The organism is Nitratireductor thuwali (genome assembly GCF_036621415.1).
Taxonomy (GTDB): Bacteria; Pseudomonadota; Alphaproteobacteria; order Rhizobiales; family Rhizobiaceae; genus Chelativorans; species Chelativorans thuwali.
On record NZ_CP030942.1, the window covers coordinates 63,693 to 90,242 of the forward strand.

Here is a 26,550-nt window from a genome sequence, read left to right on the forward strand (position 1 = left end):
GGCCGGGCCGCTGCCCTACGCCCAGGAGGTATCCTACTGCCTCTCACTCGCGTCGAAACGGTCGGAATTCCTCGGAAGCGAAGCGCCAAGTCTCAGAAAGAGGGTGCCTGCAAGAACTGCGGCGGCAGAGAGGAAGGCGGTCCGAACACCCGCATGTTGCGCTAGGCTTCCCCACAGGAGGCTGCCTATCATCAATCCGCCGAAGGCGCAGGTCATGTAGGCCGAAAGAGCCCGGCCGCGAAAGGCATTGCTGGCATTGAGCTGAACGGCCGTGTTCAGCGTCGTCAGCATGACGACCCACGCAAACCCGCCGAGCGCTACCGCGGCCGCCGCCAGCGGCAATATCTCGGCCTGCGCCAGCAGAAAGAGCGACAGCGCAAGAGCCAGGGATGCGCCGGATAGCAGACTCTCAGGGTGCCGGTTCTTTCTCCAATGGGCCAGTGCGAAGGCGCTTACCATAGCCCCCAGGCCAAAGAACCCCAGCAGCAACCCATACTCCATCGATGTGCCGGAAAACCGTTGGTTAGTCAGGACGGGGAGGAGGGCAAGTATCGCGCTTGAAGGAATGCCCACCGCCGCTGCTCTGATCAACACGATGCACATCAGCCGGCTCGAAAGCACATAGGAGGCGCCTGATCGCAGATCTCCAACGAGTTTGGTGAAGGATGGATTGGCCCTTTTCGGGAGATCCTTCGGCATACGCAAGAGAACGAAAATGAGCGCCAGCGAAGCCAGCATGTTGAAGATGAAAGCGCCCATGGGAGCATAAATAGCGACAACCAACCCGCCAATCGCCGGACCGGCGATACGCGAAAAATTAAATCCTACGCTGCTGAGCGTCACTGCCGCCGGCACCTGCTCGTTGGACACGAGATCGCGAATGGAAGCCTGCCATGCAGGCGCTCGCAAGGCAGTCCCCACCCCGACAACGAATGTCAGTAGGAGCACGAGCATTGGATCCGCCAAACCCGACGCACAGATCACCACAAAGATGGTGGCGCCAAAGAGAACCCAAACCTGGGCGCGAAGCTGCAGCGAGCGGCGTTCGCATGTGTCCGCTAAAGCGCCCGCCAGGAAGGAGAGTAATAAAACCGGCGCGCTATTTGCAGCCTGGACATAGGCAACGAGATCGGCCCGATTGACAAGCTCGAGCATGAGCCAGGCAGCGCCGACTGCCTGCGCCCATGCGCCCATTCCGGCCAGCACCGTCGCCACCCAAAGATTTCTGAATGCCGGCACACGCAAAGGTGCGAACACGATTTCGACGGTCGAGGAGGAGGGTTGCGACATGCCAATGTTCCAGCGCTGCCTGGCTTACGCCGCTCCGGCGGTGCTCGCTTCTTGCCGTTGCCTGTCTTCGAATACGTGTTGGGCGACATAAAGATCTAGGACCGGCAGTCCAACGCAGGTTACAAGAGCAGGTTTGCGGAACGCGACGCGCGGACTGCGCGAAAGCGACCAGAGATTGCCGATCTGGTAGTTGGGGGCCTGTTCGGAAAGCTTGAGCCCGCGTGACTTGAAATAGAGCGACACGCTTTGCGAGGCCCTGTGGCAAACCGCATCGACGTCATCACAGAAAACGGTTCCCTGCTCCAGCGTACGGCGAATGTAGGCTCCAGGAGTCTCGTCGCCTCCAAGATGCAGAACCACCGCGTCATGCGCCAGCGCGTTGGCGTCGAACACGGGAGCGGCGGCATTCGATGCCGTGATCACGTAGGCACAGGCACCCAGTCTATCCATACCCTTGGCCGCAACGACCGGAAAAGGCAGGTTTTGATACGCCCTTGTCAGGGTCTCCGCACCCTCCGGAGACCTGCTTTTGACATATACCATTTCGATACGGTCACCATGATGCGCGGCCAGATCCGCCACCACCTTCTCGGCGACCCTTCCGGCACCGATGAGGAAGACGCTGAATGTGTCGTAATCAGGCAAGAAGTGATCAGCCACGATCGAGGCGTAGGCGCCTGTTCGGGCGGCTGAAATTTCGGTGCCATCCATGATGGTGAGGGGCTGCATGGTCAACTTGTCGAAGAGCAGGATCGTTGATTGTGAGCGCGGCAGGTGGCGGACGCGGTTATAGGCGTTCGATCCGACGATCTTGACTGCGCCATATCGGTCATTGACGCTGACCAGGGCGCTGAGTTTCCAGTTCAATCTTTCATCAGCCAGGTCAACGCTTGTATCGGCCGAGCCCAATAGTTCAAGAAGCTCGCATTCCCTGGGTTGAACGGCGACTTTTGCACCATAGGCAACGCCGCTCGCCATGGCTGCTAGTGCCTTTCTCGCAATTTCTCCCACCAATAGCGATGCGTGGCTGTCAAGCGCGTACCCTCCGCTATTGCTGTCTTCGGAGCCGTCCCGGGCATGCGAAGCCACTGGACGAGCTGCGGATTTGGCTCGGCATTCGGGAAGATTGAGGCAAGTGCCGATGCCAGCCGCTGTGTATCCTTGCGTGCGGGAACGCGACATAGGGGAACCTCCAAGTTTACATGCGGTAGCGCAAGTTCACGTGCAGACGGAAAACATTGAAAGGGTCCGGCGGGCGCTGTGTGTGCCTTGAGTAGCGCCTGCTTGTTGCAGGGAAATGACGAGTACGTGTACCTCTTTGGGAAAATATGCTGTTTCTTGGAAAAGCTCCGTGCAGGTGTTTGAAACGGAGGGGACAGCAAACTCCGCGCTCATGGGATCGCAACTGTTCCCCGTATATTGAGCGGGTTTAAGCGATGGTCACACCATGCAGAAGGTGGAGGTCGCGGTAAGTATCCGAAAGTGCGGAACGGCACGGCCTGGACATTGCCTCTCATGCCGCGGCGTGTTGGTAAGCCCGGAGAGTATCGGATATTTTTGCGTGAGGCCGATTTCGTCACTGGCTGACGAACCTTTCGCCGAATGGGACGGCGAACTGCGTCTTGGCCCTGAACCACTCGCATGGCGGCCGTTCCCATTCCGCAACCGCGTGATTGAGCACCAGATATAACAGCCTCATCGTCGCCTCGCTGCTGGGAAATTGGCCGCAGGTGGGAGCGGCCCGGCGCAGCTTCGAGTTCAGCGCCTCGATCGCATTGGTCGCGTATATGATCTAGCGCACGCTTTCAGGGAAGGCGAAGAAGGGAATGACGTGTTCTCAATTGCGCCTATCTCGATGCTCCGCCGGTCCTCGAAGTGATAGCAAGAACATCAATCTGGTGGGTGATGTTGGCGATGGGAAGAGCACAAAAGTCGCCAACCAGATCATCGTCGCACTGACAATCGGCGCGCTGTCTGAAGGCCTTCTCTTCGAAACGGGGGCTGACCCGGCGAAGGTGTGTGCCGCGCTGGGTAACTTCGCTTCGTCGAGGTTTGGAGTTGCACGGTCAGCGAATGACCGATCGGAATTTCGAGCCGGGATTCCGTATTTCGCTGCACCAGAAAGTCATCGAGAGCGCTCTCGATGCAGCGCGCAGTATCAACATGTCGCCGCCCTCGACAGCAAACTTGGACTATGTTGGCCCATCACGCCGCTGCCTGGAAAAGGCACTGCTGACATCGACGGTTGCGCGCCCCCGCAACCAAAAAATCACCATGGCCTGCTGCCGGTTTCGTGGACACCGAGATAAGGTGCTTTGACGAAACCGGAGTTTGTGAATGCAGAGAAGGAAGTTCAGCCGCGAGTTCGAGGTTGAGGCGGTGAGGTTGGTCAAGGAACGAGGCGTGTCGGTCGCCCAGGCTGCCCGCGATCTTGATCTCCATGAGAATGTGCTGCGCAAATGGGTCAGGGAACTGGGCGCTGATCCGCAGCATGCGTTTCCCGGTCATGGGCAGATGAAGCCGGAGCAGCTCGAGATCGACCGGCTGCGCAAGGAGGTCGCGAAGCTCAAGGCGGAGCGTGACATCCTAAAAAACCACCCCGGGCCACTGCTCGCCTGCGCGCGGTAGAAACCGCCCTGTGCTACTCTCGATCCGTGAGGGCAGCGGCCGTTAGCTTATTGGTGGGATCGACCCCGTTAAAAAACGTGGCCCATGGGTTCATGCGCACTTGAGAGTGGTGACGCCGGCTGTCCGCGCGATCCCGATTAGGAAGATGAAGGACTGGCATAACCCACGCCCTCCAACCCGAACGGAGGAGATGCCATGACGAAGATCACGACCGGCGGCCACCCGGACATGAAGATGGTCAATTCACATGCCGCGGCGGTGGACATCGGTTCGACGATGCACATGGCGGCGGTAAATCCCGATGTCTGCGAGACGCCTGTACGTGCTTTTGGAACCTTCACGCGGGATCTGCACGATCTGGCGACGTGGTTCCGATCCTGCGGTGTGACGAGTGTCGCAATGGAATCGACCGGCGTCTACTGGATACCCGCCTTCGAGATCCTCGAGCAGCACGGGTTCGAGGTGATCCTGGTGAATGCGCGTTACGCCAAGAACGTGCCGGGACGGAAGACAGATGTCAGCGATGCCGCCTGGCTGCGGCAACTGCATTCATACGGCCTGCTACGTGGCAGCTTTCGCCCCGAGGCGGAGATAGCTGCGCTGCGGTCCTATCTGCGCCAGAGGGAACGGCTCGTCGAATACGCAGCGGCCCATATCCAGCACATGCAAAAGGCGCTGATGGAGATGAACCTTCAACTCCATCATGTTGTCTCCGATATCACCGGAGTAACCGGCATGCGGATCATCCGGGCTCTTGTAGCCGGAGAGCGAGACCCAGACGCGTTGGCCGCTTACCGGGACGTGCGCTGTCAGTCGTCCATCGACAAGATCCGGTCGGCACTGATTGGGAATGACCGCGACGAACACATCTTCGCGCTGGCTCAATCCCTGGACCTCTACGATGCCTATCAGGCAAAGATTGCCGAATGCGATCAAAAGCTGGAAGCGTCCGTCGAAGTGCTGACCATCCGTAACGCGAACCCGGCCCCGTTGCCGAAGCCGCGCTTCCGTCAGAAGCCAGCCGGCGCACCGGCGTTCGATGTCCGAGCAGCCCTGCACGGCGTCCTCGGCGTGGATCTGACCCAGATACACGGCATCGGACCATCTTTGGCACTGAAGCTCGTCGCGGAATGCGGAACGGATCTACGAGCATGGCCCAGTTCGAAGCACTTTACATCCTGGCTTTGCCTTGCGCCTGGCAACAAGATCTCAGGCGGAAAGCTCCTCTCATCACGGACGCGACGATCCTCAAGTCGGGCGGCGGCCCTGTTGCGGCTGGCCGCGATCACGCTTGGACGCAGCGACACGGCGTTGGGAGCATTCTATCGACGGCTGTCGTCCCGCATCGGCAAACAGAAGGCGGTGACCGCCACTGCACGCAAGATCGCCGTGCTCTTCTATAACACGCTCCGCTTCGGCATGACCTATAGCGACCCGGGTGCGGCAGCCTATGACGAGCGGCATCGAACACGCGTTCTTGCCAACCTCCAGCGTCGAGCCCGATCTCTCGGCTACGAACTGGCTCCCGCGCCAGCAGCAGCGAGTGTTTCTTAGGAAGGCCGCAGCCTACTTTGCAAAGGACGCGATATGAGGTTCGCATTCATTGCGAAGCACCGTTCGATCTGGCCGGTGGCATGGCTGTGCGAGGCGCTGGATGTGTCACGGTCGGGCTTCCATGCCTGGCTCAACCGCAGCCCCAGCAACCGCTCGCGGCAGGATGAGGAACTGGTGACGGCGATCGATCGCAGCTTCAAAAGCAGCGACCGCACCTATGGCGCCCGCCGCGTCTGGCACGACGTTCTGGCCGAGGGTCTTTCCTGCGGCTTACATCGTGTCGAGAGGCTCATGCGCCAGAACGGGCTTCGTGCCCGGCCTCGGCGCCGTGGGTTGCCAAAGGACACCGGCGAGCGAGCGGCTGTGTCGGACAACCTCCTCGACCGTGCCTTCGAGGCGTCGGCGCCGAACCAGAAGTGGATTGCCGACTTCACCTACATCTGGACCGCCGAAGGATGGCTCTACGTTGCCGCAGTCATCGACCTGTTCTCCCGCCGTGTGGTCGGCTGGGCCATGAAGGCGGAGATGACGGCGCAGCTCGTCACCGACGCCCTCATCATGGCGATCTGGCGCCGAGGCAAGCCCGACAGTCTGCTGCATCATTCGGACCAGGGCAGCCAATACACGAGCGAGCAGTTCCAGCGCCTGATGGCCGACCACGGCATCACCTGTTCGATGAGCCGGTCGGGCAACGTCTGGGACAATGCTGCGATGGAGAGCTTCTTCTCGTCGCTCAAAACCGAACGCACCGCGCGCAAGGTCTACAGGACGAGGGATGACGCAAGGGCCGACGTGTTCGATTACATCGAGCGCTTCTACAATCCGCGGCGCAGGCACTCGACACTGGGCTATCTGAGCCCCGTGGAGTTCGAGGAACGAGCTATGTTAGCTTAACCTCGTGTCCGAAAAACCGGCAGCAGGCCAAGCCGATCCAGCTTTTCAGTAGTTTTGTCATCCACCTCGTATAGCTCACCGATGATCTGGCACCCGACACCCGGTTCGTTGAGCATCATCGGCGCGAACCACGGTCCGGCGACGAGGAGGGGATAACGCTTCCGGGTCCTGTGTCCTCCCAGAAACTTCGCTCCCGACAGTCCCTGCTCGTGAAGCGGGAAGCTCGTCTTTAGTGTCCCGAAGACAAATACCTTTTGCACCATGCGTTTTGGCTCCTTGCGATGCGGCGAGCTTCGGAACGTCCACAATAAGTCGTCAGCGAACGGCCGCTTCCCAGAGCTGTTTCATGACGCCTTGGTCCGAGTGCCTCTGATCGCGACGGATCAGTGGCAGGTCGCCGCCAGGAACTTGTCCAGGGCTGGCTGGGTCATGGCGTCATGATAAGTGACCAAATAGCGATGGTCGAACCAGCCGAGGCCTCGCGCGCGTGTGGCTGCGCTCGGGCACTTACTGTCTCCAACATTGCCGATTTCGACTGAATGAGCACTACGACGCATTCGCTACTGCGGCTCGAGGTTTATCGTGCGACTGCCGGCATCGTAGCTAACGCGCCGTTTTGATGCTCAGGCCGCGTGCAATTAGTTCTCGCCGTTTCCATTCGGCCTCGACCAGTTCGCGGCGGCGACTGCAACAAAACTGCCTTTCGCGTGTTTCCTCTTATGGCCTTGCACGGGCCCGATAAGAGGAGGATCCGATATGAGATTGGTGATGATCGCAAGCGCCTTGGGCCTCGCGGCAGGCACCGCGTTCGCGCAAGATTTCGGCGGACAGGAGGACCAGGATTACGCCCGGCAGCTCTGGCAGAACATGGAGGAGCGCAACCTGGCGGGGGAGGGCGCTGTTCAAGCCTTTCCGTACCCAGGGACGGATCCGCACGGCGTGATGCTGGAGACGTTCTATACGGACGCTACGGTCGACGGTCACACGGGAGCGCTGGTGATCAAGCGCAACTATGGTCCGGAAGGCGTTACTGTCGATCAGGTGCTGGACAACCGCGGCGACCATCTTGCCGCCGTGACGGTCATGTTCCGCCGAGTAGAAGGTTATGCGCCCGAGTCCGGCAATTGGTTCTGGGCCAAATACCTGCCCGACGGCTCCCTCGATGAGACCCCGGAGGGCACGCCCATAGCGGGGATGGCTCAGGGCTGCATCAGCTGCCACTCCACGGCAGAAGGCGAAAATTATTTGTTCACGACCAACGCAGATCTCAACTGATCGAGGTCGGGAACAAGGGCACGTGCCAACCCGGCACACCGACCGCCTTTTGCGCGGCCGCCGGCCGCAGCGGTAGCGTCCTGCCCCTGGAGCAAGACCGGCTCTTCGAGCTGCGTCTGTTCCCTTCGGCCGGAGTTCGCCGCGCGAGCGTGCTCCATTCGGATGCCGGCGGCATTGGTGCGGAAGGCCGCGTCGACACGTTCCTGCTGGAAATGTCGGATGGCAAGCTGGCCCTTCGGAGGTCGTTCACCGGCAAAGACCCCTGTCCCTACGAAGCGGTCCGGCTCTCCCTCCCGAGAGCCGGGAACTGGGAGTGCGATGTGGACGGGCAACGGGTCCCTGCGGAGGCGGAAGGCTGGACCGTCCGGCGCGACTTCCACGCGGCACAACTCCTGCCGCCGGCCACGAATGAACGGTTGTCGAACTGAAGCGGCAAACGAACGGGGGAGGGCTTTACGCTGGCTGGCGCGCCGCTTGCTAAGGCTGCCGCCATCCTCAGCGGCGAAGGGCCAATGTCATCATCTTTTGCAAGTCTACGATCGAGAAAGGCTTGCCAAGCACGGGATGGCCGGTGAATTCGCGCGGCAGGCCATTGATCCCGTACCCGGTGCTGAACACCAGCGGTATCTGGCGTTCGCGAAGGATCTCGGCGACGGGAAAGACAGGCTGGCCGTCCAGGTTCACGTCCAGTATCGCAAGATCGATCTCTGCCGTGGCCGCAATCTCGCGCGCACTGGCGAGCCTCGCCACCGATGCAGCTATCTCACAGCCCATTTCCTGGAGCATGTCCTCGATCATAAGCGCCACGAAGCCCTCATCCTCGACGACGAAGACCCTCAGACCTGAAAGCCCGGTCATGCCCTTGCCGGTCCCATGGGTGCCGATCCTGCCAAAGCCGACGGCCCCACAGGAATTGAGATGCGGCAGCATACGCCCGTTGGTTCGAAGACGAGGTCGAACTGGCCCCCGAGATCGCGTTCGATGCAGCGCTCCATCAGGCGGCTGCCGACCCCACGCCGCATCGGCGGTTTTACCGGCGGCCCGCCTTGCTCGCGCCACTCGAGGTTGAGCATCGTCTGATCCGACCTCGCCTCCAGGCGCCAGGCCACCGAAAGCGTTCCGCACTCCGACAGCAGCGCTCCATATTTGACGGCGTTCGTTGCAAGCTCGTTCAGGGCCATCGTGAAGCTCAGGGCGGCCCGGGGATTGAGATGTACGGAAGGCCCGTCGATCGCGATGCGTTCGGCTGCCTCGCCGGCCAGAGGCGTCAGCACCTCACGGGCAAGCAAATCCAGCGGAGCATCATCCCAGTGCCGCTTGGTCAGCAGATCGTGAGCCCGGGAAAGAGCCAGCAGCCGGGCCTCGAACCGCTGAGAAAAATCTTCCAGGCTCTCTGCATGACGCGCAGTCTGCCCGACGAGAGACTGTACGGTGGCGAGCGTATTCTTGACCCGGTGATTGAGCTCGTCGATCAGGGTCCTTTGCCTGCTTTCGGCCTGCTTGCGCTCGGTAATATCGATAAGCATGTTAATGGCGCCGACGAGGTTCCCTTCGGCATCATGCAGGGGCGTGGGGTAGGGGATGAACGGGATGCGCCTGCCATCGGGCCTTTCGGCTATGGCCTCCACGCCGCGCACGGCGCGGTTTTCCCTCAATGCCACCGCCATGGGACACTCGTTGTGCGGCAGGGGTGTGCCGTCGGGATTGTAGAGACGCCAGGTGACGCACCATAGATCGCCGACTTGAGGCGTCCGCCCGGACATCTCGGCGGCCGCTTTGTTGTAGAAGGTAATGTGCCCTTCCGCGTCGGTCGTATAAACTGCGGCCGGTAGCGCCTCGAGCAGGTCGCGCATATGCTGCTGGTTCTCGCGTATCCGATCCTCCATCAGCTTCGCCGCGGTGACGTCCTGTATCACCCGAACGCCGTAAAGAAAGACGCCGGACGCATCCCGCACGGACGAGCTGTGGATGTCGAGGTATACCATTGTGCCGTCGGGCCGAACCGCCCGCTTGCGCAGTGCATAGCTGTCGAGTTCGCCGCGGATCTGACGCGCGTAAAGCGCGCGGTCATCCTCGCGATCGTCTTCCAGCGTATAGTCGAAGAAGGTCACGGTCAGGAGTTCTTCGCGGGAGCGTCCCAGCATTTTGCAGATGGCATCGTTCACGCGAAGCAGGCGCCCATCCGCATCGGCTTCGGCAATCCCGATGGTGGCCGCCTCGTAGGTCGCCGCCAGGCGATCCTCGCTCTCGCGACGGGCACTTTCTGCTTCGTAGAGGTCGGTAACGTCGGTCGTGAAGCAGCGTGTGTTGACGAACCTGCCGTCTTCAAAGCGGCTGTTGGATGTAATCAGCACATGTTTGATGGAGCCGTCCCTGGCGCGAAGGCGTGCGGGATAACGGTGCAACTTTTCACCGCAAGACAGTTTCCGGAGGATATCGCTGATAACCGGTACATCTGCATGGAACTCCCCTATGTGCCGACCGACATATTCTTCGGCGGTGTAGCCGAGAAGGGAGAGTTCGGCCTTGTTCGCGCGCTGGATCATTCCATCGCCGTCCACGATGTGGAGGCCGATCGCGCTGTTCTCGAAGAAATCTTCCAAGTCGGCGCTCTTCCGGCGTATTTCCTTCTCCATGGCCTTATGAGCGGAAATGTCCTGAAAGCAGTTAATCGCCCCTTGGATCTTGCCTTGGTGGTCTCTTAGTGCACGGATGTTGACCAGCGCGACAAAGCGCGAGCCGTCCGGCCTCTCCATGACGATTTCGCCGTTGCGCGTCGGCGCGCCGGTCAAGACTGCCGTCGCCATCGGGCAATCTTCGTGGGCCAGGGGAGTGCCGTCCGGGAGAAAAAGGCGATGCGAGCCGCAGAAGCGCACGCGCTCCTTGCCGAGCGAGGGGGCACGTCTCCAGCGGTCGGCCGCCTCCCTGTTGTACCGAACGAGCCAGCCTTCGTGGTCGCAAAGATAGACCGCCCCGGGGATGGCATCGAGCGCGCTTGGCGCGGCCGCCACGAGCGCATCGTATTCACTCAGCCTGCGGGCCGCTACGGGAAATTCCTCTACACTCGACATTGGCAATCCTGAGCTCTTTAACCTCGCCGGCACCGCATCGACGCCGGCACCCAGAGTCCCGCGCGCAAACACCGGCCCCCGGAGGTCGAGCAGGGAAGGAAGTGAAACGTCCGACGCCACGTGTAGTTCCATTCCTGTCGCTCGAATACGCGCTGCATTAAAACCGGGAAAGCTGCCGGCTGCTACACTGCCACCCGACCGCACGGTTGTAGCGCATGGCCTGATGGCACATTATCTCTATAAGCTTGAAGAAATCGAAGCCAATCGTGAGGCCCTTGCCGGGCGCGGCGAGGTGGTGGCGGCACAGCCCGTCCGGCGGCTGGCGCCGGCAGGCCGTGCTTCGCGAAGCCCGGTGCGAGTGTCCGGCTCGACCGCACGAGAACGAGCACGCCGGAACAAGAGCCAGCAGGGAGCTTTCCGAATGAGCAACCACATGTTCGACGCCATAAGGGATGCGGCCGATCCGGGCACCACCTTCATCGAGACGCTCGATGGGCGGGTATGGACATATGGTGACATGCTCGCCTTCTCCGGCCGCCTCGCGGCCACGCTGGAGAAGTTGTCGGTAGAGCCCGGCGACCGGGTCGCCGTGCAGGTGGAAAAGAGCCCCGAGGCGCTGATGCTCTATCTGGCCTGCCTGCGCGCCGGCGCTGTGTATCTGCCGCTCAACACGGGCTATACGACGGCCGAACTCGACTATTTCATCGGCGATGCGGCGCCGCGGCTGATAGTCTCGACGCCCGCTGCGGCCGACGGCATCCGCGCGATCGCGGCCAAGCACGGAGCACGCGTCGAAACGCTGGACGACAAGGGCGGCGGGACGCTGTTGCAGCGCGCGCGGGGCGAGGGCGCCCATTTCGGCGATGCGCCGCGCGGGCCCGATGATCTGGCGGCGATCCTCTACACCTCCGGTACGACGGGCCGCTCGAAGGGAGCGATGCTCACGCATGACAATCTCCTGTCGAACGCGCTGACATTGCGCGACTACTGGCGGTTCACCGAGACCGACCGTCTGATCCACGCTCTGCCGATCTTCCACACGCATGGGCTTTTTGTCGCCTCCAACGTCATCCTCCTGTCCGGCGCATCAATGCACTTTCTGCCGAAATTCGACGCCGACGAGGTGTTGCGGCTGATGCCGAAGGCGACCGCGTTGATGGGGGTGCCGACCTTCTATGTGCGACTGCTGCAGCATGCGGGGCTGAACCGTGAGGCAGCGTCCGGCATGCGCCTTTTCGTCTCCGGCTCGGCACCGCTGCTTGCCGAGACCCACAAGCGGTTCCGCGAGAGGACGGGCCACGCCATTCTCGAACGCTACGGCATGACCGAAACGAATATGAACACGTCGAACCCCTATGACGGAGAGCGCGTCGCCGGCACTGTCGGTTTTCCCCTTCCGGGGGTTTCGCTGCGCATCACGGACCCCGAGACGGGCAGCCCGCTCGGCACGGAAGAGACGGGCATGATCGAGGTGAAGGGCCCCAATGTCTTCAAGGGCTATTGGCGCATGCCGGAAAAGACGGAGGCCGAATTCCGCCCGGACGGATACTTCATCACCGGCGATCTCGGCAAGATCGACGCGGACGGCTATGTTCACATCGTGGGGCGCGGCAAGGATCTCGTGATCTCCGGCGGATACAACATCTATCCCAAGGAGGTCGAGACCGAGATCGACCTGCTTACCGGCGTGGTCGAAAGCGCGGTCATCGGCGTGCCGCATCCCGATTTCGGCGAGGGCGTCACGGCGATTGTCGTGCGCAAGCCGGAGGCCGGCATAGACGAGAACACAGTGCTCGGCGGCCTCAAGGACAGGCTCGCGCGCTACAAGCAGCCCAAGCGGGTGATCTTTGTCGACGACTTGCCGCGCAACACTATGGGCAAGATGCAGAAGAACGTCCTGCGCGAGACCTACAAGTCGCTTTACGGGAATGGCTGAGCAGGAAATCTCATTCCGGCGGCGAGAACTCCTCATGGACGTCAATTAGGGCGCAGTGGACCTTAAGCGCCCTGGCCCGTGGCGCTGCTAGAAATCGAGCAGCGCCCCGTCCACCACCTCCTTCATGACAAAGAAGGTTCGCGTCTGGCGCACGCCGGGCAGGGCGATCAGCCGGCTGCCGTGCAGGCGATTGAAATCGGCCATGTCGCGTACGCGGATCTTGAGAAAATAATCGAAGTCGCCGGCAACCAGATGGCAATCGAGGATGAACGGCAGTTTCCTGACCGCGGTCTCGAAGGCTGCAAAGCTCTCCGGCGTCGAGCGGTCGAGAACCACGCCGACCATCACCAGTGCTCCACGCTCGACACGCCCGGGGGCGACCGCGGCGTGGACACCGCGAATATAGCCGGCTTTGAACAGCCGCTCGGTGCGGCGGTGGCAGGTGGCCGGGCTGACATCGACCAGCCTGGCCAGATCCGCGTTCGTTAACCGGCCGTCGCGCTGCAATTGCCGCAGGATCTTCCGGTCGATCCTGTCCAGCGCCTGCTTCTCGGAAGATTCTTTCATATATCCGGCCATGAGCTATGATTTCGGTCGAAGCAGGAACATCTACAGCTATTTCTGAGGAGATCAAAAGCAAAGTTTGAAAGCACCTTCCGCAGGTGATGCGCTAGTTTTCGGCATTCTCCCGTTCATCCGGAAAGGCTGCCCATGCTGGAAAAATTCGAGCGCTACCCGCTCACCTTCGGACCCACCCATATCGAGAAACTGGAGCGCCTGACGGCCCATCTGGGCGGCGAGGTGGAGCTTTACGCGAAGCGCGAGGACTGCAATTCGGGCCTTGCCTTCGGCGGCAACAAGCTGCGCAAGCTGGAGTATATCGTGCCCGACGCCATCGCCTCCGGCGCCGACACGCTGGTGTCGATCGGCGGCGTGCAATCGAACCACACGCGCATGGTGGCGGCGACGGCGGCCAGGATCGGCTTCAAATGCCGCCTGGTGCAGGAAAGCTGGGTGCCGCATGAGGACGCCGTCTACGACCGGGTCGGCAACATCCTGTTGAGCCGAGTCATGGGCGCGGATGTGGAACTGGTCGACGAAGGCTTCGATATCGGCATCCGCGAGAGCTGGGAAAATGCGCTGAAGGACGTGGAGGCAAAGGGCGGCAAGCCCTATCCCATCCCCGCGGGCGCCTCGGTGCATAAATATGGCGGGCTGGGCTATGTGGGCTTCGCAGAGGAGGTGCGCGCGCAGGAAAAGGAGCTCGGCTTCAAGTTCGACTATATCGTGGTCTGCACGGTGACCGGCTCGACGCATGCCGGCATGCTGGTCGGTTTTGCTGCGGACGGTCGGGCGCGCAACGTCATCGGCATCGACGCCTCGGCAACGCCGGCGCAGACCAAGGCTCAAGTGCTCGACATCGCGCAGAAGACGGCGGCGCTTGTGGAACTGGGTCGCGCGATCGAGGAAGACGACGTGGTGCTCAATGAGGACTACGCCTATCCCGTCTATGGCGTGCCATCGCAGGAAACCAAAGAGGCGATCCGCCTTTGCGCGCGGCTGGAAGGCATGATCACCGACCCCGTCTATGAGGGAAAATCCATGCAGGGCATGATCGACCTGGTGAAAAAGGGGTTCTTCCCGGAGGGCTCGAACGTGCTCTACGCGCATCTGGGCGGCGTGCCGGCGATCAATGGCTACAGCTACGCCTTCCGCAACGGCTGAAGGCATTCCAGAAAGTGGATTACGGGCGTTCGAGGCAAGTCGACAAAACGATATAGCTCTTGGTGCTCTCCGCGCTCGGGGCCGCATGGAGACGCACGAGAAGGCTTCACGCGCGCGACCTTGAGGCGCAGCGCACCTTGACCGACATGCTCGTGTCGCCCGTTACCGGTGAACTTCTTCCACCTCCGGCAAGCCGGCGATCGACATGAGCTCCTTCGTCGCCCCCCAGCCGACGGTATCGATATGAACAACGGCTGGGAGCGGCTTGCCGGTTGCAGGCCCATCGAGCAGCGCCGCCGTTCGGCGCGCGCAAAGCCCGCCGCACACAGCTTCTTCACTCGGTCGTGAACCGCGGGAGCCGAGAGGCCAACCGTCTGCCCAAGCTCTGCAAAGCTGATCCCGGCGCCAACGGTCAGCGCGCCTAATATCTTTCGGTCGAATGCATCGAGCATGGACCTTGGCGTAGGCTCCGGCCGAATGGTGTCTGTTTTTTTCGCACTCGGCGCCGACATCCTTCCTTTGAATGACGTTCTGCGATTATATCATTCTGCCGAACAGAGTTAGAGCGAATCGATGCTCCTGCGCAGGATGGAGAACCGGCCCATCCGAAGTGACTCTTACTCGCCGGAACAACGAACACCCACGATCCGCTGCTGGCGAAGTCCAAGCCCAAGGAGAGAAAGATGGGAAAGCTGACATACGGGATGATGATGTCGCTCGACGGCTTCGTCGCCGATCCGTCGGCCCATTTCGACGATGAGGTCCTTGCGTTCATCAACGATGAGATGCGCAAGACCGGTACGGAAATTTACGGACGGCGGATGTACGAATCCATGGTCTTCTGGGAAACCTACGACGAACAAAAGAGCGGGTCCGAACACGCGAAGGAATTTGCTCGTCTCTGGAAGGGGCTCGACAAGCTGGTCGTCTCGTCGACGCTGGAACGGGCGTCGAGTGACAAAACGCGGATCGCGCGCGCGTTCCGGCCGGAGGAAATCCGGCGCCTCAAGGCGGGAGCGTCCAAGGACATCGCAGTCGCCGGTCCAACGCTGGCCGCGCATTTCATCAAGGCAGGACTGATAGACGAATACGCGCTCTACTTTGTTCCGGTGGTAATCGGCGCCGGCAATCCGGTCTTCAAAGGTATCGAGGGGCGACTGGATCTCGATCTTGTCGAAGAGCGCAGATTTTCCACGGGCATGGTGTTCCTGCGCTATGCGCCGCGAAACCCCGGAATGTCCGCATGACCTTCAATCGCGCTGATTTCTATGACGCCGAACTGCGCCGCCACAACGAACATCTGCGATCTGCCTTCAAGATCGGCATGCGGGACCACGTGCTCGATGTTGGCTGCGGCGCAGGACAATCCACGCGAGACGCCGCCCGCATCTCTCGGGAAGGGAGCGTTCTTGGCGTCGACGTTTCGGACGCGCTGCTGCAGGTCGCCCGCCGGCGCAGCAAGCAAGAAGGACTGCGCAACATCGCGTTCGAACTGGGTGATGCACAGACCAAGGCGTTCCCTGCCGCGCATTTCGATGTCTGCATCAGCCGTTTCGGTGTAATGTTCTTTGCCGACCCCATCGCCGCTTTCACCAACATTGGCCAGGCAATGCGCCCCGGAGCGCGCCTTGTGCTCATGGTGTGGCAGTCTGCCGACCGCAATGAATGGGCCACCGCCATTCCGAACACGCTGTTTCCAGGGACAGATCCATCCGGCGCCGCCACATTCTCGCTCGCTGACCCGGGAGTGACGAGGTCCATTCTGGCAAAGGCCGGTTTTGCTTCGGTCGAATTTGCCGAAGTGCGTGAGCCCGTCTTCTATGGTCCCGATATCGATGCTGCCTATGACGCCGTGACCAGCCTATTCATGGCGTCGGATGACCAGAAGAGCGCCGAGCCTGAGGACGCCTCTCGGCGACTGCGCGCCTTGCTGGCGTCGCATCTGACTTCGGACGGCGTGCTATTCGATTCGCGCGCCTGGATAATTACAGCGCACAAACCGTAACATGGAAACCGGCCAACGTCGGGGGACGCGCCGGGCAATTGAACTCTCTCTATATCCGGCAGATCGCGTAATCTATCTTATGGAACCATGCGATCGCGGCTTTCGTCAGAGTATCGGCCGGCAGCACCCATTCGCCAGATTTTTATCAGGAGATCGAGGCAACGGCTTCCTTCAACCTGCACAGGAAGCGGTAGGTGGCTTCCTGTGCATCCCCGGCCTCATCATCCGTCAGCATGGTAATGCCCCATCGGGCGAGGACCGCCTCTTCCACGGAATTGCGGCGCGGCATGAAAACGTAGGACTGCGGCCGGTCATCCTCACGGCCGGACCAGTGCCATGTCTGCCACAGGCGATGGAGGAGAAGCCGGATGTTCATGTCGGAGAGGCTGTAGCCGATGAACAGAACCGTGTTGCCGAGGGCGTCGGCGCGGAACTTCACATCCAGCGGCGAGTCGAAGGCCAATCTGTCGAAATAGTCCGTCTCCGTGAGCACCAGAGAAGCATCATCGTCGAAGTCGCCGTGGAACTTGACGATCTGCGTCACGTCCGGACCCGCCTGCGCGATGTCGCGTGCATTGACCACCTTGGCGAAAGGCTTGCCGTGGATCTCGAATGCCACCTCCAGATTGCGATCGTAGTTCGTGGTGCAGATGGCCGGGAAGTCGAGCTCCACGATCAGCCTGTGCAACGGTGAATCCCGCACCTTGTCGCGCGAGACCATCCAGTGCCTGTCCATCCAGCTCCTGAGCGGGCCGAGGCTGCCGAACTTCAGCCTGTAGTATTCGGCCAATGTCTGGTAGCCGCCTTGCCTTCGCTCAACCACCTCAGGACCGACCTCGAGTTCGCGTTCCATGTGCTCGATCAGGCTGTCCCAGGAGGGCAGGCCCACGCTCATCGAGATACCGGCGCCGACAAACAGTATGGAGCGGCGTTCGCGGATGGAGCGCGCAAGATCCTCGATTTCTCTGGCCTGGCCGGACATTCGGACGGAAGAAGCTCCCTTGACGGCGCCCTAACCCTCGGTAGAGTTGGACGTTCCGGCCTCCGCGCCGAAAAGCTCGGGGCGACGCAGTCTCATCGCGAGGACGAGGGTCAGCGTTTTCATGTCGAGGATCCGGCGGCTGTCGGCAAGCGTTGCCAAAGGAAGCTCCACCACCGTTATGTTCTCGTTCTCACCATCAAGCCCGCCGCCTTCGCCATTTCTGCTGTCAGGCGAATAGGTCGCAAGATACAGCGCCACCCGCTCGGTCGACACACCGGGCGTGCTCCAGACGGTAGCGACATGCTCGACGCGGTTGGGCGTGAGGCCGGTTTCCTCGAGAAGCTCGCGCCGCGCCGCCTCCGCAGCCCCCTCGCCTGGATCGATCACTCCGGCGGGAGCTTCAAGCAACTCCTCCTGGAGCCCCCGCAGCAAAACAGGGGCCCGCAACAGCCGCACCAGTGTCGCCACCTTGCGCTCGGGATCGAAAGGCAGGATCGCGGCGGCATCGGCTTGATCGACGATCTCGCGCTCGATTTCCCGATCGCCAGTCAGGATATTGTTCTTCGATACCGTGACATATCCGGAGTAGACGACTTTCCGCCCGGCAATACGCGTCTTCATTTTGCCTTTCCCTTCCTCGCCATATAGTTCGCCGCCGCCCGCGAGCGCGGTGCTACTCTTTCACGTCTTCCGCGCCGAGGCTGTTGTGGATGGCGGTCGCGGCGGTAGCCGCCTGACCGAACGCCACCGCTATCTGGTTCAACGAATGCACCACGTCCCCGGCGGCGAAGATCCCGTCGACGCTCGCCCGCTGATGCGGCCCCACCAGGATATGACCAGCCTCATCGCGTTGAACACCGACCGCAACGGCCAATTCCGACCGCACATTGCAGCCAAGCGCGGGGTAGATGACGTCGAACGGTCTTTTCTCCCCGTCTCGGAGCAAGGCTTCGTAGCCTCCGCTGCCGGATTGGATGTCGCCGGCATTGTCGCAGATGCCGATCCCGGCCTTCCCTGCCCCGGCACGGATATGAGCCGGAACCTGATCGGGATCATTCGCCAGAAGCGTCACGTTCGGGGAGTATGTCCTGAGGAAGACCGCTTCCCGGAGCGCATGATCGCTGATGCCGAACACGGCGATCTTCTTGTCGACGGCCTCAAAGCCATCGCAGACGGGGCAGAGGCGAAGCGTTCCGCGGTCGATATTCTTGTCGATCTCCGGAAGATCGGGAATGAGATCGACGACCCCCGTGGCAAGAAGCAGACGCGGCGCCCTCAGCCTTGCGGCTCCGCAGTCGGCTGCGAAGCCGGCCTCGGTGCGTTCTATGCTTTCGACCGCACGGTCGAAGAACCGCGCGCCATAAAGGGCAGCTTGCTCGCGCAATCTGGCCAGCAGATCACGGCCGCTGATCCCATCGGGAAAGCCGGGGCAGTTGTTGATACGGGGAATTCTCCGCGCACGGCTGTCCCCTGCGTCGGCGACCACCACCCGGCGGCGGTACCGCCCCAGATAGGTGGCCGCGAGCAGACCGGCGGGGCCCGCGCCGACCACGATGCAGTCGAACGCGTCGGGATACTTCGCTCGGGCACTCATGACGCCGACCGTATGGCGATGAAGGCCGGCACCAGCGAGGGCAGACGACGCGATCGGGCTGCCGCGCCAGTTCGCACAGCGACGGCGTCACCCCTGCGAAACATCGGCGGCTCCTGCGGCTGCGCATCCCGTCGCGGCGACGGAAAGGAGGAAGGCGCCCGAAGAGCCAATGATGCGCCTTTCCCTACTTTCTCTTCCTGGCATTCCCGCTCGCCTTGCCGGCCGTTTGCCCGCCTGCGCTCCCGATTGATCCAACGCCGGAGCCGGGGCTCGCTTTGCCTGGGACCGTGCCTCCCGGCTGCAGCCCGCTCGAAAGCCCGCCAGCGCTTGAATCGCCTCTGCCGCTCTCGGCGAGGGATCGATCTTCGCTGTCGATCTGTTCGCTGGCTTGCTGCCAATGCTCGATGTCGCGGCCCTCGGGCCGGCCTTCGCTCACCCACAGATCGTAGGCACGACGTCTGATTCTATCTTCCCGGTCCACCTGTTCTCTCCGCCATCGACAATCGCTATTCGAACTGCTGGTCTTTCCGGTTGTTCCCGGCGGTTGTTTCGATTCAGGCCTCGTCGACCAGCCATTGCGTGAGCGCTTGCGCAGCGCCGGTTGCCGGCCGGTGTGGCACCAGCCAATAGCCGAAATCCTTGCGCTGCACCTCCGGGGCAATTGCGACGAGAGTACCGGCCGCCAGGAAGGCATCCACCAGACCGATCCAACCGAGGGCGATGCCTTGCTCCGCAAGGGCTGCCTGGACTACGAAGCTGTAGGTATTGAGCCCTAGGTCGCCCTGTGCGGGTTCGCGTGTCACGCCCTGCGCGGCAAGCCAGGTCGTCCAGGTGAGCCAGCGCGGTCTGCCGGATGTTTCAAGATGAAGCAGCGGCGCCTTGGCGAGCGCGGCAGCCTCCTCGAAGGGGCCGAACCGGGCGAGGAAGCCGGGAGTGCAAACCGGCACGACACGCTCCGGCATCAGGAGCCGGGCCGTATCGGGAAAATCGTCCTTCCCGCCGAACAGCACCGCCGCATCGGCATTTTCCTCCAGATCGTCCTCCAGGCTTTGCGAGGCGACGATATGCACTTCCACCTGCGGGTGCAGGCGGCGGAAATCGGCCACGCGCGGCATCAACCAGAACGCGGCGAAACCATAGTCGGTGAAGATCCGGATGGCCGGCGCCCTCGCCTTCCGCCGGATGTCGCGTGCTGCCTCGTCGATGCGCTCCAACCCGGAATGGACGGCGCGGAAGAGCGCCTCTCCCGGCTCTGAAAGCCGGCTCCCGCCCTGCGAGCGATGGAAAAGCTGGACCCCGAGTTGGTCCTCGACGCGCCTGATCTGATAGGTCACCGCCGGCTGCGAAAGGCCCAGTTCCTGCGCAGCCCGTGTCAGGCTGCCCAGTCTGCCGACCGCATCGAAGATGCGCAGCCAGCCCACGTCCAATAATCGGTCTTTCATAAAGAATCTCTATGGCCTTGATCAAAAAACAGCGGCTTTAAAGATATGCCCATATGCAGGTTTAATTGAAGCAGCTCGGTACACGTCAAATGCAAATAAGGGGAATCCGCCATGGCACACCGTCGCTTCTGCCTTGCAGTCGCCGCTATCCTTTCTCTCAGCGCCCCGGCTCTGGCCGCCGACCCGGAGAGCTGCAAGACCATCCGCCTCTCCGACCCCGGATGGACGGACATCAGCTCGACCAACGCCATTGCCTCCGTCCTCCTCGAAGGCCTTGGCTACGCACCTGAGGTCCAGACCCTATCGGTGCTCGTCGGATACCAGTCCCTGAAGAACCAGGACATTGACGTGTTTCTCGGCAATTGGATGCCGGCACAGCAGAAATTCGTCGACGACCTCAACGCCGCCAATGCCGCCGAGGTGCTGGTCAAGAACCTTACCGGAGCGAAGTTCACCCTGGCGGTGCCGAATTATGTGGCCGAGATGGGCGTGCGTGACTTCAGCGATCTCGATGCCCATGCCGACGCTTTCGACCGGGAGATCTACGGCATCGAGCCCGGCGCCCCCGCCAATGAGAACATCCAGCGCATGATCGCGGCCGACGATTTCGGCCTCGGAGACTGGAGCGTCGTGGAATCGAGCGAGGCGGGAATGCTCGCCCAGGTGGCGCGCGCCGAAAGGGCACAGGAGCCGATCGTGTTCCTCGCCTGGGCGCCGCATCCGATGAACCAGAACTTCGACATCACCTATCTGGCGGGAGGCGACGACTATTTCGGGCCGGACTATGGCGGCGCGGAGGTGTTCACGCTGGCACGCTCCGGCTGGTCCGAGCAATGCCCCAACGCCGCGCAATTCTTCCGCAACCTCGTTTTCACCATCGAAATGGAGAACGAGATGATGGGCAAGATCCTGGACGAGGGGAAGGATCCGAAGGCTGCCGCCGCCGAATTCCTCAAGGCTCATCCAGAGGTGCTCGAACCGTGGCTCGCGGAGGTCGCAACGCTCGAGGGCGAGCCCGGCCTTCCGGCGGTAAAAGCGTCCCTCGGCCTATAGGCATTGCACCGGCGCGCGCGGCTGTGCCTGCCGCGCCGGCCCACCTCTTCATCATCTCCCCGGGAGCACCCGCGCACCATGAAGCGCCCGAACATCCTCATCCTGATGGCCGATCAGCTTAACGGAACCCTGTTCCCCGACGGTCCGGCCGAATTCCTGCACGCGCCCAACCTTGCCGCCCTTGCCGGGCGGTCCGCCCGCTTCGCCAACACCTATACGGCAAGCCCGCTCTGCGCTCCCGGACGCGCATCCTTCATGTCCGGCCAACTGCCGGGCCGCACGCGCGTCTACGACAATGCTGCCGAGTTCGCCTCCGACATTCCCACCTATGCGCACCACCTGCGCCGCGCCGGCTATCACACCTGCCTTTCCGGCAAGATGCATTTCGTCGGCCCGGACCAGCTCCATGGCTATGAGGAGCGGCTGACGACGGACATCTATCCAGCGGATTTCGGCTGGACGCCCGACTACACCCGTCCCGGCGAGCGCATCGACTGGTGGTACCACAACCTCGGCTCAGTGACCGGCGCCGGCGTAGCCGAGATCACCAACCAGCTCGAATATGACGACGAGGTCGCCTATAACGCCACCCACAAGCTCTACGATCTGGCGCGCGGGCAAGACCCCCGACCCTGGTGCCTGACGGTGAGCTTCACCCACCCGCACGACCCATACGTGGCCCGCCGCCGTTTCTGGGACCTCTACGAGAACTGTCCCGCCCTCGATCCGGCCGTCCTCCCCATCCCCTTCGAAGAGCAGGACCCGCATTCCAGGCGGCTTATGCTTGCCAGCGACCACGCCGCCTACGAGATAACGCCGGAAGACGTGCGCCGCTCCCGCCGGGCCTATTTCGCCAACATCTCCTATCTTGACGAGAAGATCGGGGAGATCCTCGACGTCCTCGAGCGCACGCACCAGGCGGATAATACCATCGTCGTCTTCCTCTCCGACCATGGGGACATGCTCGGCGAGCGCGGCATGTGGTTCAAGATGAGCTTTTTTGAGGGATCGGCCCGCGTGCCGCTGATGATCGCCGCGCCGGGCCTGCCGGCCGCGCGCGTCGATGCACCGGTTTCCACGCTGGATGTCGTGCCCACGCTCGCCGCTCTTGCCGGCGTCGATCTGGCCGAGGTGCTGCCCTGGACCGACGGCGAAAGCCTTGTGGAGGTGGCGTCGGGCAACCATCGGCGCGCGCCGGTGCCGATGGAATATGCGGCCGAGGGTTCTCACGCGCCGCTCGTGGCGCTCCGCGAGGGATGCTTCAAGCTCGTGCTGTGCGAACTCGATCCGCCTCAGCTCTTCGACCTGGAGGCGGACCCGCGGGAGCTTTCCAACCTCGCCGTCCAGCCGGCCCATGCCGAAACGCTCGCCGCGATGACCAAGGCGGCGAGGGAGCGTTGGGATCTCGATCGTTTCGATGCCGAGATCCGCGCCAGCCAGGCGCGCCGGCACGTGGTTTACGGGGCGCTGCGCAACGGGGCCTACTACCCCTGGGACTACCAGCCGCTGCAGCGCGCTTCGGAACGCTACATGCGAAACCACATGGACCTCAACGTGCTGGAAGAGGAGAAGCGCTTTCCGCGCGGCGAGTAGAAGCGGCGCGAACTAAGCGCCCCGCTTGTACATCCGCCGGGGACGGGTAGCGCCAACGGCGCTTGCTTGCCATTGCGCATCGATACGGTCCAGTCCGCTTGGTATCCGGCCCAGCCCGCACATCCCGCAGCTCATTGGCCGACGGCTCGGAAATCCGCCAGCTGATTTGATCGCAACGTCAGACAACGGGTCGGCCCGCAGGGCCCGTCCTGCTCGTCGGCCTGCCGGCTGGTCTATTTTTGCAGGCGGAGGGAACACCGCGCGCGGATGAAGGTTCAGCAGCCGTGAATAAGCAGTACCTCAAACTCGATCGGGAGAATCTAACCATGAAAAAACTTCTCATGACCTCGGTTGGCGCAGTTGCGCTGACAGTAGGGGCCGGCGTCGCGCTGGCGCAAACGGACAGCGGCGCTTCGGCAAACGGAATGGGCATGTCGCCTGACACCATTACCTGTGCGCAGATCGTGGAATTGGAGACTGAGGACCAGGAGCGCACGCTGTATTTCATCGCCGGCTATCAATTAGCGCACGGATCCGACACCTCGGCCGCGGCCTCCGGGACGGCCACGACAGGTGATACTACCGCTTCGGCGGAGACCGGCACGACCGGCGGCGCGGCCGGCACGACCGAACCGTCCGACACGACAGCCGAGGCCGATACCGACGCTACCGGCGACGCCGCGGGCACCGATACCGCAGCCACGGCTGAAACGGACGCGACGGGCACGACTGCCAGTACCGACACGACGACCACTGCCGGCACGACCGGTGACATGGGAGCCGGGGGCACCATGCCCGAAATCGACGTCGAGACCGTCATGACCACCTGCCGGGAGGGTCCGGACCGGATCGTTGTCGATGTCCTCGGTGAACAGGGCGGCACCATGCAGTAGCCCGGCTCGCCGGCCGGAATGCCTGCCGCCCTTTCGGGCGGCGGGCGCCCGCAAGCCTTTGCGGATCGCGCGATTGCCGCGAGCACGGAAATGCACGTGGGCGGCTGTCTCCTCGGGGTCCTCCTGTTTCAGGCGGCGGCTACACGAACGACCGCTTCTGCCGCATCTCGAAAGGCGTCACGCCGTAGGCATCCCTGAAGTGGACGTAGAACTGGCTTTGTGAGGAAAAGCCGGACTGGTAGGCCACATTGGCGATCGACAGATTGCCTTCGAACAGCAGCGCCCGCGTCCGGATAAGCCTCATCCGGATGATGAAGCGGCGCATGGGCGTGCGCATCACGCGCGTAAACAGGTTGAGCGCGTAATTGGGATGCAGACCGACGACCCTGGCAATGTCCTTTGCCGCGATCGGCTCTGTCAGATGTTCATGGATATGGCGCACCATCGAGACGACATATTGCAGCGGCGTAGCCGTGCGTGGTCCTGGCTCCAATGCGTCTACCCATGGCGGCAGGCATTCATCCCATCCGACAAGGGCGGCGCGCCGCAGCATGGTGGTGATTTCCTGCTTCAATATATCCGCCCGCTCGGCATCGCCGCTGCGGTAGTCCCGGTACCATCTTTGAAGAAGGCGGTCGTCCACAGCGTCGGTCGGCAGCAAAATGACGCCGCCGCCGATCATGGTCTCCGTCAACCGGCCAAGGCCCGTCATGCATAGAAATGCATCGAGCGGCAGGTAGATGTTGCATTGGAGGGCGTGCGCGTCGGCCCCGCGGTCGATATTTACCGCTTGATGCGGAATGCCGGCCCAGAACATCGCAAGCCGTCGCGGCGGGATTTCGACGGAACGGCCGTCGAAGCGATAGGCCATTGCGCCTTTCGTCAGCCAGTTGAACTCGATATGGCCGTGCCAGTGCTCGGTCTCCATCGGCCGGGATGCAAACCAGCGCATGCCAAACCGGCCAAACGCCTTGCTGCCGGCGTAAAACCGCCGGTCGGGCCGGGGCAATGGCTTTGCCTTTTCCTGGCCGGCTGAACCTGCTGTTTGCGGCACGCTCACTGCCCTCCTCGCCCACTCGTCTTTAAAAACCGGAACAGATGCTTAGAGAACCGGATTGCGCGCAATGGCGCAAGAGGTACGCTTCGCCCTGACATTGCCGCCTGAATTTCGGAGCCAACGGAATGGCACAGCCAAGAATCGCCTTTATCGGCGCCGGCTCGACCGTCTTCATGAAGAACATCATCGGAGACGTGTTGCAGCGCCCCGCTCTCGGCGGAGCGACCGTAGCGCTGATGGATGTCGACCCGCAGCGCCTGGACGAAAGCGCCCTCGTCGCCGGCAAGCTCGCCGCCACGCTCGGCGTCTCCGCCAAGGTGGAAACCTATACGGACCGGCGCGCCGCCCTTGAGGGCGCCGACTTCGTCATCGTCGCCTTTCAGATCGGCGGCTATCAGCCGTCGACCGTGATCGACTTCGAGGTGCCGAAGAAATACGGCCTGCGGCAGACCATCGCCGACACGATTGGCGTGGGCGGCATCATGCGCGGCATCCGTACCGTGCCGCATCTGTGGAAAGTGTGCGAGGACATGCTGGAGGTCTGCCCCCAAGCCATCCTCCTGCAATATGTGAACCCGATGGCCATCAACACCTGGGCAATCGCGGAAAAGTTTCCGCAGATCAGGCAGGTGGGCCTGTGCCATTCGGTTCAGGGCACGGCCTGCGAGCTCGCGCGCGAGCTCGGGATTGCGGTCGGCAACGTCCGATACCGCGCCGCCGGCATCAACCACATGGCCTTCTACCTCACTTTCGAGGAGAAGATGGCGGACGGCAGCTTCCGCGACCTTTATCCCGACCTCTTGAAGGGATATCTGGAAGGCCGGCTCCCGAAACACCGGTCCATGCCGCGCTGCCCGAACAAGGTACGCTTCGAAATGCTGCTGCGCCTCGGTTATTTCGTGACCGAAAGCTCGGAGCATTTCGCCGAATACACGCCCTGGTTCATCAAGCGCGACCGGCCGGACCTGATCGAAAAATTCGCAATCCCGCTCGATGAGTATCCCAGGCGCTGCATCGAGCAGATCGAGAGCTGGAAGGCGCAGGCGGAGCGGTACAAGACGACCGACCGCATGAAGGTGGAGGCCAGCCACGAATATGCCTCCTCCATTGTCAACGCCGTGTGGACGGGCGAGCCTTCGGTCATCTATGGCAACGTGCCGAACGACGGCTACATCACCTCGCTGCCTCGAGGCTGCGCCGTCGAAGTGCCCTGCCTGGTCGATGCGAATGGCATCCAGCCGACCGTCGTGGGCAAGCTGCCCCCGCAACTGACGGCGATGATGCGCTCGAACATCAGCGTGCAGGAGCTGACGGTCGCCGCCCTCATGTCGGAGAACCGCGAGCACATCTACCACGCTGCGATGATGGATCCGCACACCGCCGCGGAGCTCGACCTCGAGCAGATCTGGAATCTCGTCGACGAGCTTATCGCCGCCCATGGCGGCATGCTTCCCGAATGGACGCGCGCGGAGGCGAAGCGACAGGTCTCCTAGTTGGGTTTCCTCCCAACTTGCGCCCTGTCTTTGCGGCCGGGCGTCTTTTTGGGTTTGCCCCCCTC

General features: G+C 62.2%; 23 protein-coding genes and 4 pseudogenes. 13 read left to right on the forward strand and 14 right to left on the reverse strand.

The features are described from left to right. Positions 1-33 precede the first annotated feature (33 nt). From NTH_RS20855 to NTH_RS20865, 3 genes and pseudogenes are all read right to left on the reverse strand, one after another. Entirely contained in the window at positions 34-1,290 is a 1,257-nt protein-coding gene (locus NTH_RS20855; protein ID WP_338532140.1) for an MFS transporter, read from the reverse strand. A gap of 24 nt (positions 1,291-1,314) precedes the next feature. Next, positions 1,315-2,472 carry an ornithine cyclodeaminase gene (locus tag NTH_RS20860; protein WP_338532141.1) on the reverse strand — a complete coding sequence of 386 codons (1,158 nt, stop codon included), beginning with the start codon at positions 2,470-2,472 and terminating at the stop codon, positions 1,315-1,317. Positions 2,473-2,866: 394 nt separating this feature from the next. Continuing rightward, positions 2,867-3,127, reverse strand: a pseudogene (locus NTH_RS20865) (transposase); the annotation flags it as partial. 46 nt (positions 3,128-3,173) lie between these two features. Between NTH_RS20865 and NTH_RS20870 the strand changes: the two are divergent. The 3 pseudogenes from NTH_RS20870 to NTH_RS23170 form a co-directional block, all read left to right on the forward strand. Beyond that, a pseudogene (locus tag NTH_RS20870) lies at positions 3,174-3,474 on the forward strand (NAD-binding protein); the annotation flags it as partial. Between the two features lie 153 nt (positions 3,475-3,627). After that, positions 3,628-3,882 (forward strand): annotated as a pseudogene (locus NTH_RS20875) (transposase); the annotation flags it as partial. A gap of 270 nt (positions 3,883-4,152) precedes the next feature. Next, positions 4,153-6,366 (forward strand): annotated as a pseudogene (locus tag NTH_RS23170) (IS3 family transposase). Here the strand turns inward: NTH_RS23170 and NTH_RS20890 are convergent. Continuing rightward, positions 6,363-6,629 (reverse strand): gamma-glutamylcyclotransferase family protein, encoded by a 267-nt coding sequence (locus tag NTH_RS20890; RefSeq protein ID WP_338532142.1) that lies wholly within the window; start codon positions 6,627-6,629, stop codon positions 6,363-6,365. The pseudogene NTH_RS23170 and the gene NTH_RS20890 overlap by 4 nt on opposite strands. 505 nt (positions 6,630-7,134) lie before the next feature. Here NTH_RS20890 and NTH_RS20895 point away from each other — a divergent pair. Together NTH_RS20895 and NTH_RS20900 are read left to right on the forward strand one after the other, a co-directional pair. Continuing rightward, positions 7,135-7,641, forward strand: a complete 507-nt coding sequence (locus NTH_RS20895) for a cytochrome P460 family protein (protein ID WP_338532221.1) — start codon at positions 7,135-7,137, stop codon at positions 7,639-7,641. A 149-nt stretch (positions 7,642-7,790) separates the two neighbouring features. Continuing rightward, positions 7,791-8,069 (forward strand): hypothetical protein, encoded by a 279-nt coding sequence (locus NTH_RS20900; protein WP_338532143.1) that lies wholly within the window; start codon positions 7,791-7,793, stop codon positions 8,067-8,069. 67 nt (positions 8,070-8,136) lie between these two features. Here the strand turns inward: NTH_RS20900 and NTH_RS20905 are convergent, their stop codons facing one another. Together NTH_RS20905 and NTH_RS20910 are read right to left on the reverse strand one after the other, a co-directional pair. Continuing rightward, a complete protein-coding gene (locus tag NTH_RS20905; protein ID WP_338532144.1) occupies positions 8,137-8,499 on the reverse strand; it encodes a response regulator in 363 nt (120 codons plus the stop codon). After that, complete coding sequence (locus tag NTH_RS20910; RefSeq protein ID WP_338532222.1) at positions 8,496-10,712, reverse strand: PAS domain-containing sensor histidine kinase; 2,217 nt, start codon at positions 10,710-10,712, stop codon at positions 8,496-8,498. Before NTH_RS20910 ends, NTH_RS20905 begins: the two co-directional genes overlap by 4 nt. 421 nt (positions 10,713-11,133) lie before the next feature. On the opposite strand from NTH_RS20910, the gene NTH_RS20915 reads away from it, so the two are divergent. Continuing rightward, positions 11,134-12,648, forward strand: a complete 1,515-nt coding sequence (locus NTH_RS20915; RefSeq protein ID WP_338532145.1) for a malonate--CoA ligase — start codon at positions 11,134-11,136, stop codon at positions 12,646-12,648. 87 nt (positions 12,649-12,735) lie between these two features. Here NTH_RS20915 and NTH_RS20920 read toward each other — a convergent pair whose 3' ends face one another. Continuing rightward, on the reverse strand, positions 12,736-13,215 hold the full coding sequence (locus NTH_RS20920; protein ID WP_338532146.1) for an Lrp/AsnC family transcriptional regulator: 480 nt from the start codon (positions 13,213-13,215) through the stop codon (positions 12,736-12,738). 144 nt (positions 13,216-13,359) lie between these two features. Here NTH_RS20920 and NTH_RS20925 point away from each other — a divergent pair, with 144 nt between their 5' ends. Then, a complete protein-coding gene (locus NTH_RS20925; RefSeq protein ID WP_338532147.1) occupies positions 13,360-14,373 on the forward strand; it encodes a 1-aminocyclopropane-1-carboxylate deaminase in 1,014 nt (337 codons plus the stop codon). Here the strand turns inward: NTH_RS20925 and NTH_RS20930 are convergent. Further along, entirely contained in the window at positions 14,352-14,885 is a 534-nt protein-coding gene (locus NTH_RS20930; RefSeq protein WP_338532148.1) for an Lrp/AsnC family transcriptional regulator, read from the reverse strand. The two genes, NTH_RS20925 and NTH_RS20930, sit on opposite strands and share 22 nt — an antisense overlap. 171 nt (positions 14,886-15,056) lie before the next feature. On the opposite strand from NTH_RS20930, the gene NTH_RS20935 reads away from it, so the two are divergent. Both NTH_RS20935 and NTH_RS20940 read left to right on the forward strand, forming a co-directional pair. Further along, positions 15,057-15,620, forward strand: coding sequence for a dihydrofolate reductase family protein (locus NTH_RS20935; RefSeq protein WP_338532149.1), 564 nt, complete (start codon positions 15,057-15,059; stop codon positions 15,618-15,620). After that, the gene (locus NTH_RS20940) at positions 15,617-16,378 is read left to right on the forward strand and encodes a class I SAM-dependent methyltransferase (protein WP_338532150.1); all 762 of its coding nucleotides are present in this window, start codon (positions 15,617-15,619) and stop codon (positions 16,376-16,378) included. The genes NTH_RS20935 and NTH_RS20940 overlap by 4 nt, the downstream gene beginning before the upstream one ends. Before the next feature lie 145 nt (positions 16,379-16,523). Here the strand turns inward: NTH_RS20940 and NTH_RS20945 are convergent, their stop codons facing one another. From NTH_RS20945 to NTH_RS20965, 5 genes are all read right to left on the reverse strand, one after another. Then, positions 16,524-17,360, reverse strand: a complete 837-nt coding sequence (locus NTH_RS20945) for an SIR2 family NAD-dependent protein deacylase (protein ID WP_338532151.1) — start codon at positions 17,358-17,360, stop codon at positions 16,524-16,526. A gap of 30 nt (positions 17,361-17,390) precedes the next feature. Next, positions 17,391-17,981: an NUDIX domain-containing protein gene (locus tag NTH_RS20950; protein WP_338532152.1), complete on the reverse strand. Its 591-nt coding sequence runs from the start codon at positions 17,979-17,981 to the stop codon at positions 17,391-17,393. Between the two features lie 52 nt (positions 17,982-18,033). Then, positions 18,034-18,954 carry an NAD(P)/FAD-dependent oxidoreductase gene (locus tag NTH_RS20955; RefSeq protein WP_338532153.1) on the reverse strand — a complete coding sequence of 307 codons (921 nt, stop codon included), beginning with the start codon at positions 18,952-18,954 and terminating at the stop codon, positions 18,034-18,036. A 184-nt stretch (positions 18,955-19,138) separates the two neighbouring features. Next, positions 19,139-19,435 (reverse strand): DUF2934 domain-containing protein, encoded by a 297-nt coding sequence (locus NTH_RS20960; protein WP_338532154.1) that lies wholly within the window; start codon positions 19,433-19,435, stop codon positions 19,139-19,141. 73 nt (positions 19,436-19,508) lie between these two features. Beyond that, a complete protein-coding gene (locus tag NTH_RS20965; protein ID WP_338532155.1) occupies positions 19,509-20,396 on the reverse strand; it encodes a choline sulfate utilization transcriptional regulator in 888 nt (295 codons plus the stop codon). A 111-nt stretch (positions 20,397-20,507) separates the two neighbouring features. On the opposite strand from NTH_RS20965, the gene NTH_RS20970 reads away from it, so the two are divergent. The 3 genes from NTH_RS20970 (at position 20,508) to NTH_RS20980 (ending at position 23,935) form a co-directional block, all read left to right on the forward strand. Next, the gene (locus NTH_RS20970; RefSeq protein ID WP_338532156.1) at positions 20,508-21,449 is read left to right on the forward strand and encodes a choline ABC transporter substrate-binding protein; all 942 of its coding nucleotides are present in this window, start codon (positions 20,508-20,510) and stop codon (positions 21,447-21,449) included. 78 nt (positions 21,450-21,527) lie between these two features. Next, entirely contained in the window at positions 21,528-23,042 is a 1,515-nt protein-coding gene (gene betC, locus NTH_RS20975) for a choline-sulfatase (RefSeq protein ID WP_338532157.1), read from the forward strand. A 326-nt stretch (positions 23,043-23,368) separates the two neighbouring features. Then, a complete protein-coding gene (locus tag NTH_RS20980) occupies positions 23,369-23,935 on the forward strand; it encodes an HdeA/HdeB family chaperone (RefSeq protein ID WP_338532158.1) in 567 nt (188 codons plus the stop codon). A 139-nt stretch (positions 23,936-24,074) separates the two neighbouring features. Here the strand turns inward: NTH_RS20980 and NTH_RS20985 are convergent, their stop codons facing one another. Continuing rightward, positions 24,075-24,989: a helix-turn-helix domain-containing protein gene (locus tag NTH_RS20985; RefSeq protein WP_338532159.1), complete on the reverse strand. Its 915-nt coding sequence runs from the start codon at positions 24,987-24,989 to the stop codon at positions 24,075-24,077. 128 nt (positions 24,990-25,117) lie between these two features. Here NTH_RS20985 and NTH_RS20990 point away from each other — a divergent pair, with 128 nt between their 5' ends. Further along, a complete protein-coding gene (locus NTH_RS20990) occupies positions 25,118-26,485 on the forward strand; it encodes an alpha-glucosidase/alpha-galactosidase (protein ID WP_338532160.1) in 1,368 nt (455 codons plus the stop codon). Positions 26,486-26,550: the final 65 nt, after the last annotated feature.

Coding starts and splice junctions, on each gene's coding strand:
- NTH_RS20945 (WP_338532151.1), bottom strand. CDS start 17,360: ATGTCCGGCCAGGCCAGAGAAATCGAGGATCTTGCGCGCTCCATCCGC.
- NTH_RS20920 (WP_338532146.1), bottom strand. CDS start 13,215: ATGAAAGAATCTTCCGAGAAGCAGGCGCTGGACAGGATCGACCGGAAG.
- NTH_RS20890 (WP_338532142.1), bottom strand. CDS start 6,629: ATGGTGCAAAAGGTATTTGTCTTCGGGACACTAAAGACGAGCTTCCCG.
- NTH_RS20895 (WP_338532221.1), top strand. CDS start 7,135: ATGATCGCAAGCGCCTTGGGCCTCGCGGCAGGCACCGCGTTCGCGCAA.
- NTH_RS20855 (WP_338532140.1), bottom strand. CDS start 1,290: ATGTCGCAACCCTCCTCCTCGACCGTCGAAATCGTGTTCGCACCTTTG.
- NTH_RS20980 (WP_338532158.1), top strand. CDS start 23,369: ATGAAAAAACTTCTCATGACCTCGGTTGGCGCAGTTGCGCTGACAGTA.
- betC (WP_338532157.1), top strand. CDS start 21,528: ATGAAGCGCCCGAACATCCTCATCCTGATGGCCGATCAGCTTAACGGA.
- NTH_RS20905 (WP_338532144.1), bottom strand. CDS start 8,499: ATGACCGGGCTTTCAGGTCTGAGGGTCTTCGTCGTCGAGGATGAGGGC.
- NTH_RS20930 (WP_338532148.1), bottom strand. CDS start 14,885: ATGTCGGCGCCGAGTGCGAAAAAAACAGACACCATTCGGCCGGAGCCT.
- NTH_RS20950 (WP_338532152.1), bottom strand. CDS start 17,981: ATGAAGACGCGTATTGCCGGGCGGAAAGTCGTCTACTCCGGATATGTC.
- NTH_RS20935 (WP_338532149.1), top strand. CDS start 15,057: ATGGGAAAGCTGACATACGGGATGATGATGTCGCTCGACGGCTTCGTC.
- NTH_RS20925 (WP_338532147.1), top strand. CDS start 13,360: ATGCTGGAAAAATTCGAGCGCTACCCGCTCACCTTCGGACCCACCCAT.
- NTH_RS20965 (WP_338532155.1), bottom strand. CDS start 20,396: ATGAAAGACCGATTATTGGACGTGGGCTGGCTGCGCATCTTCGATGCG.
- NTH_RS20970 (WP_338532156.1), top strand. CDS start 20,508: ATGGCACACCGTCGCTTCTGCCTTGCAGTCGCCGCTATCCTTTCTCTC.
- NTH_RS20990 (WP_338532160.1), top strand. CDS start 25,118: ATGGCACAGCCAAGAATCGCCTTTATCGGCGCCGGCTCGACCGTCTTC.
- NTH_RS20860 (WP_338532141.1), bottom strand. CDS start 2,472: ATGTCGCGTTCCCGCACGCAAGGATACACAGCGGCTGGCATCGGCACT.
- NTH_RS20910 (WP_338532222.1), bottom strand. CDS start 10,712: ATGTCGAGTGTAGAGGAATTTCCCGTAGCGGCCCGCAGGCTGAGTGAA.
- NTH_RS20915 (WP_338532145.1), top strand. CDS start 11,134: ATGAGCAACCACATGTTCGACGCCATAAGGGATGCGGCCGATCCGGGC.
- NTH_RS20940 (WP_338532150.1), top strand. CDS start 15,617: ATGACCTTCAATCGCGCTGATTTCTATGACGCCGAACTGCGCCGCCAC.
- NTH_RS20955 (WP_338532153.1), bottom strand. CDS start 18,954: ATGAGTGCCCGAGCGAAGTATCCCGACGCGTTCGACTGCATCGTGGTC.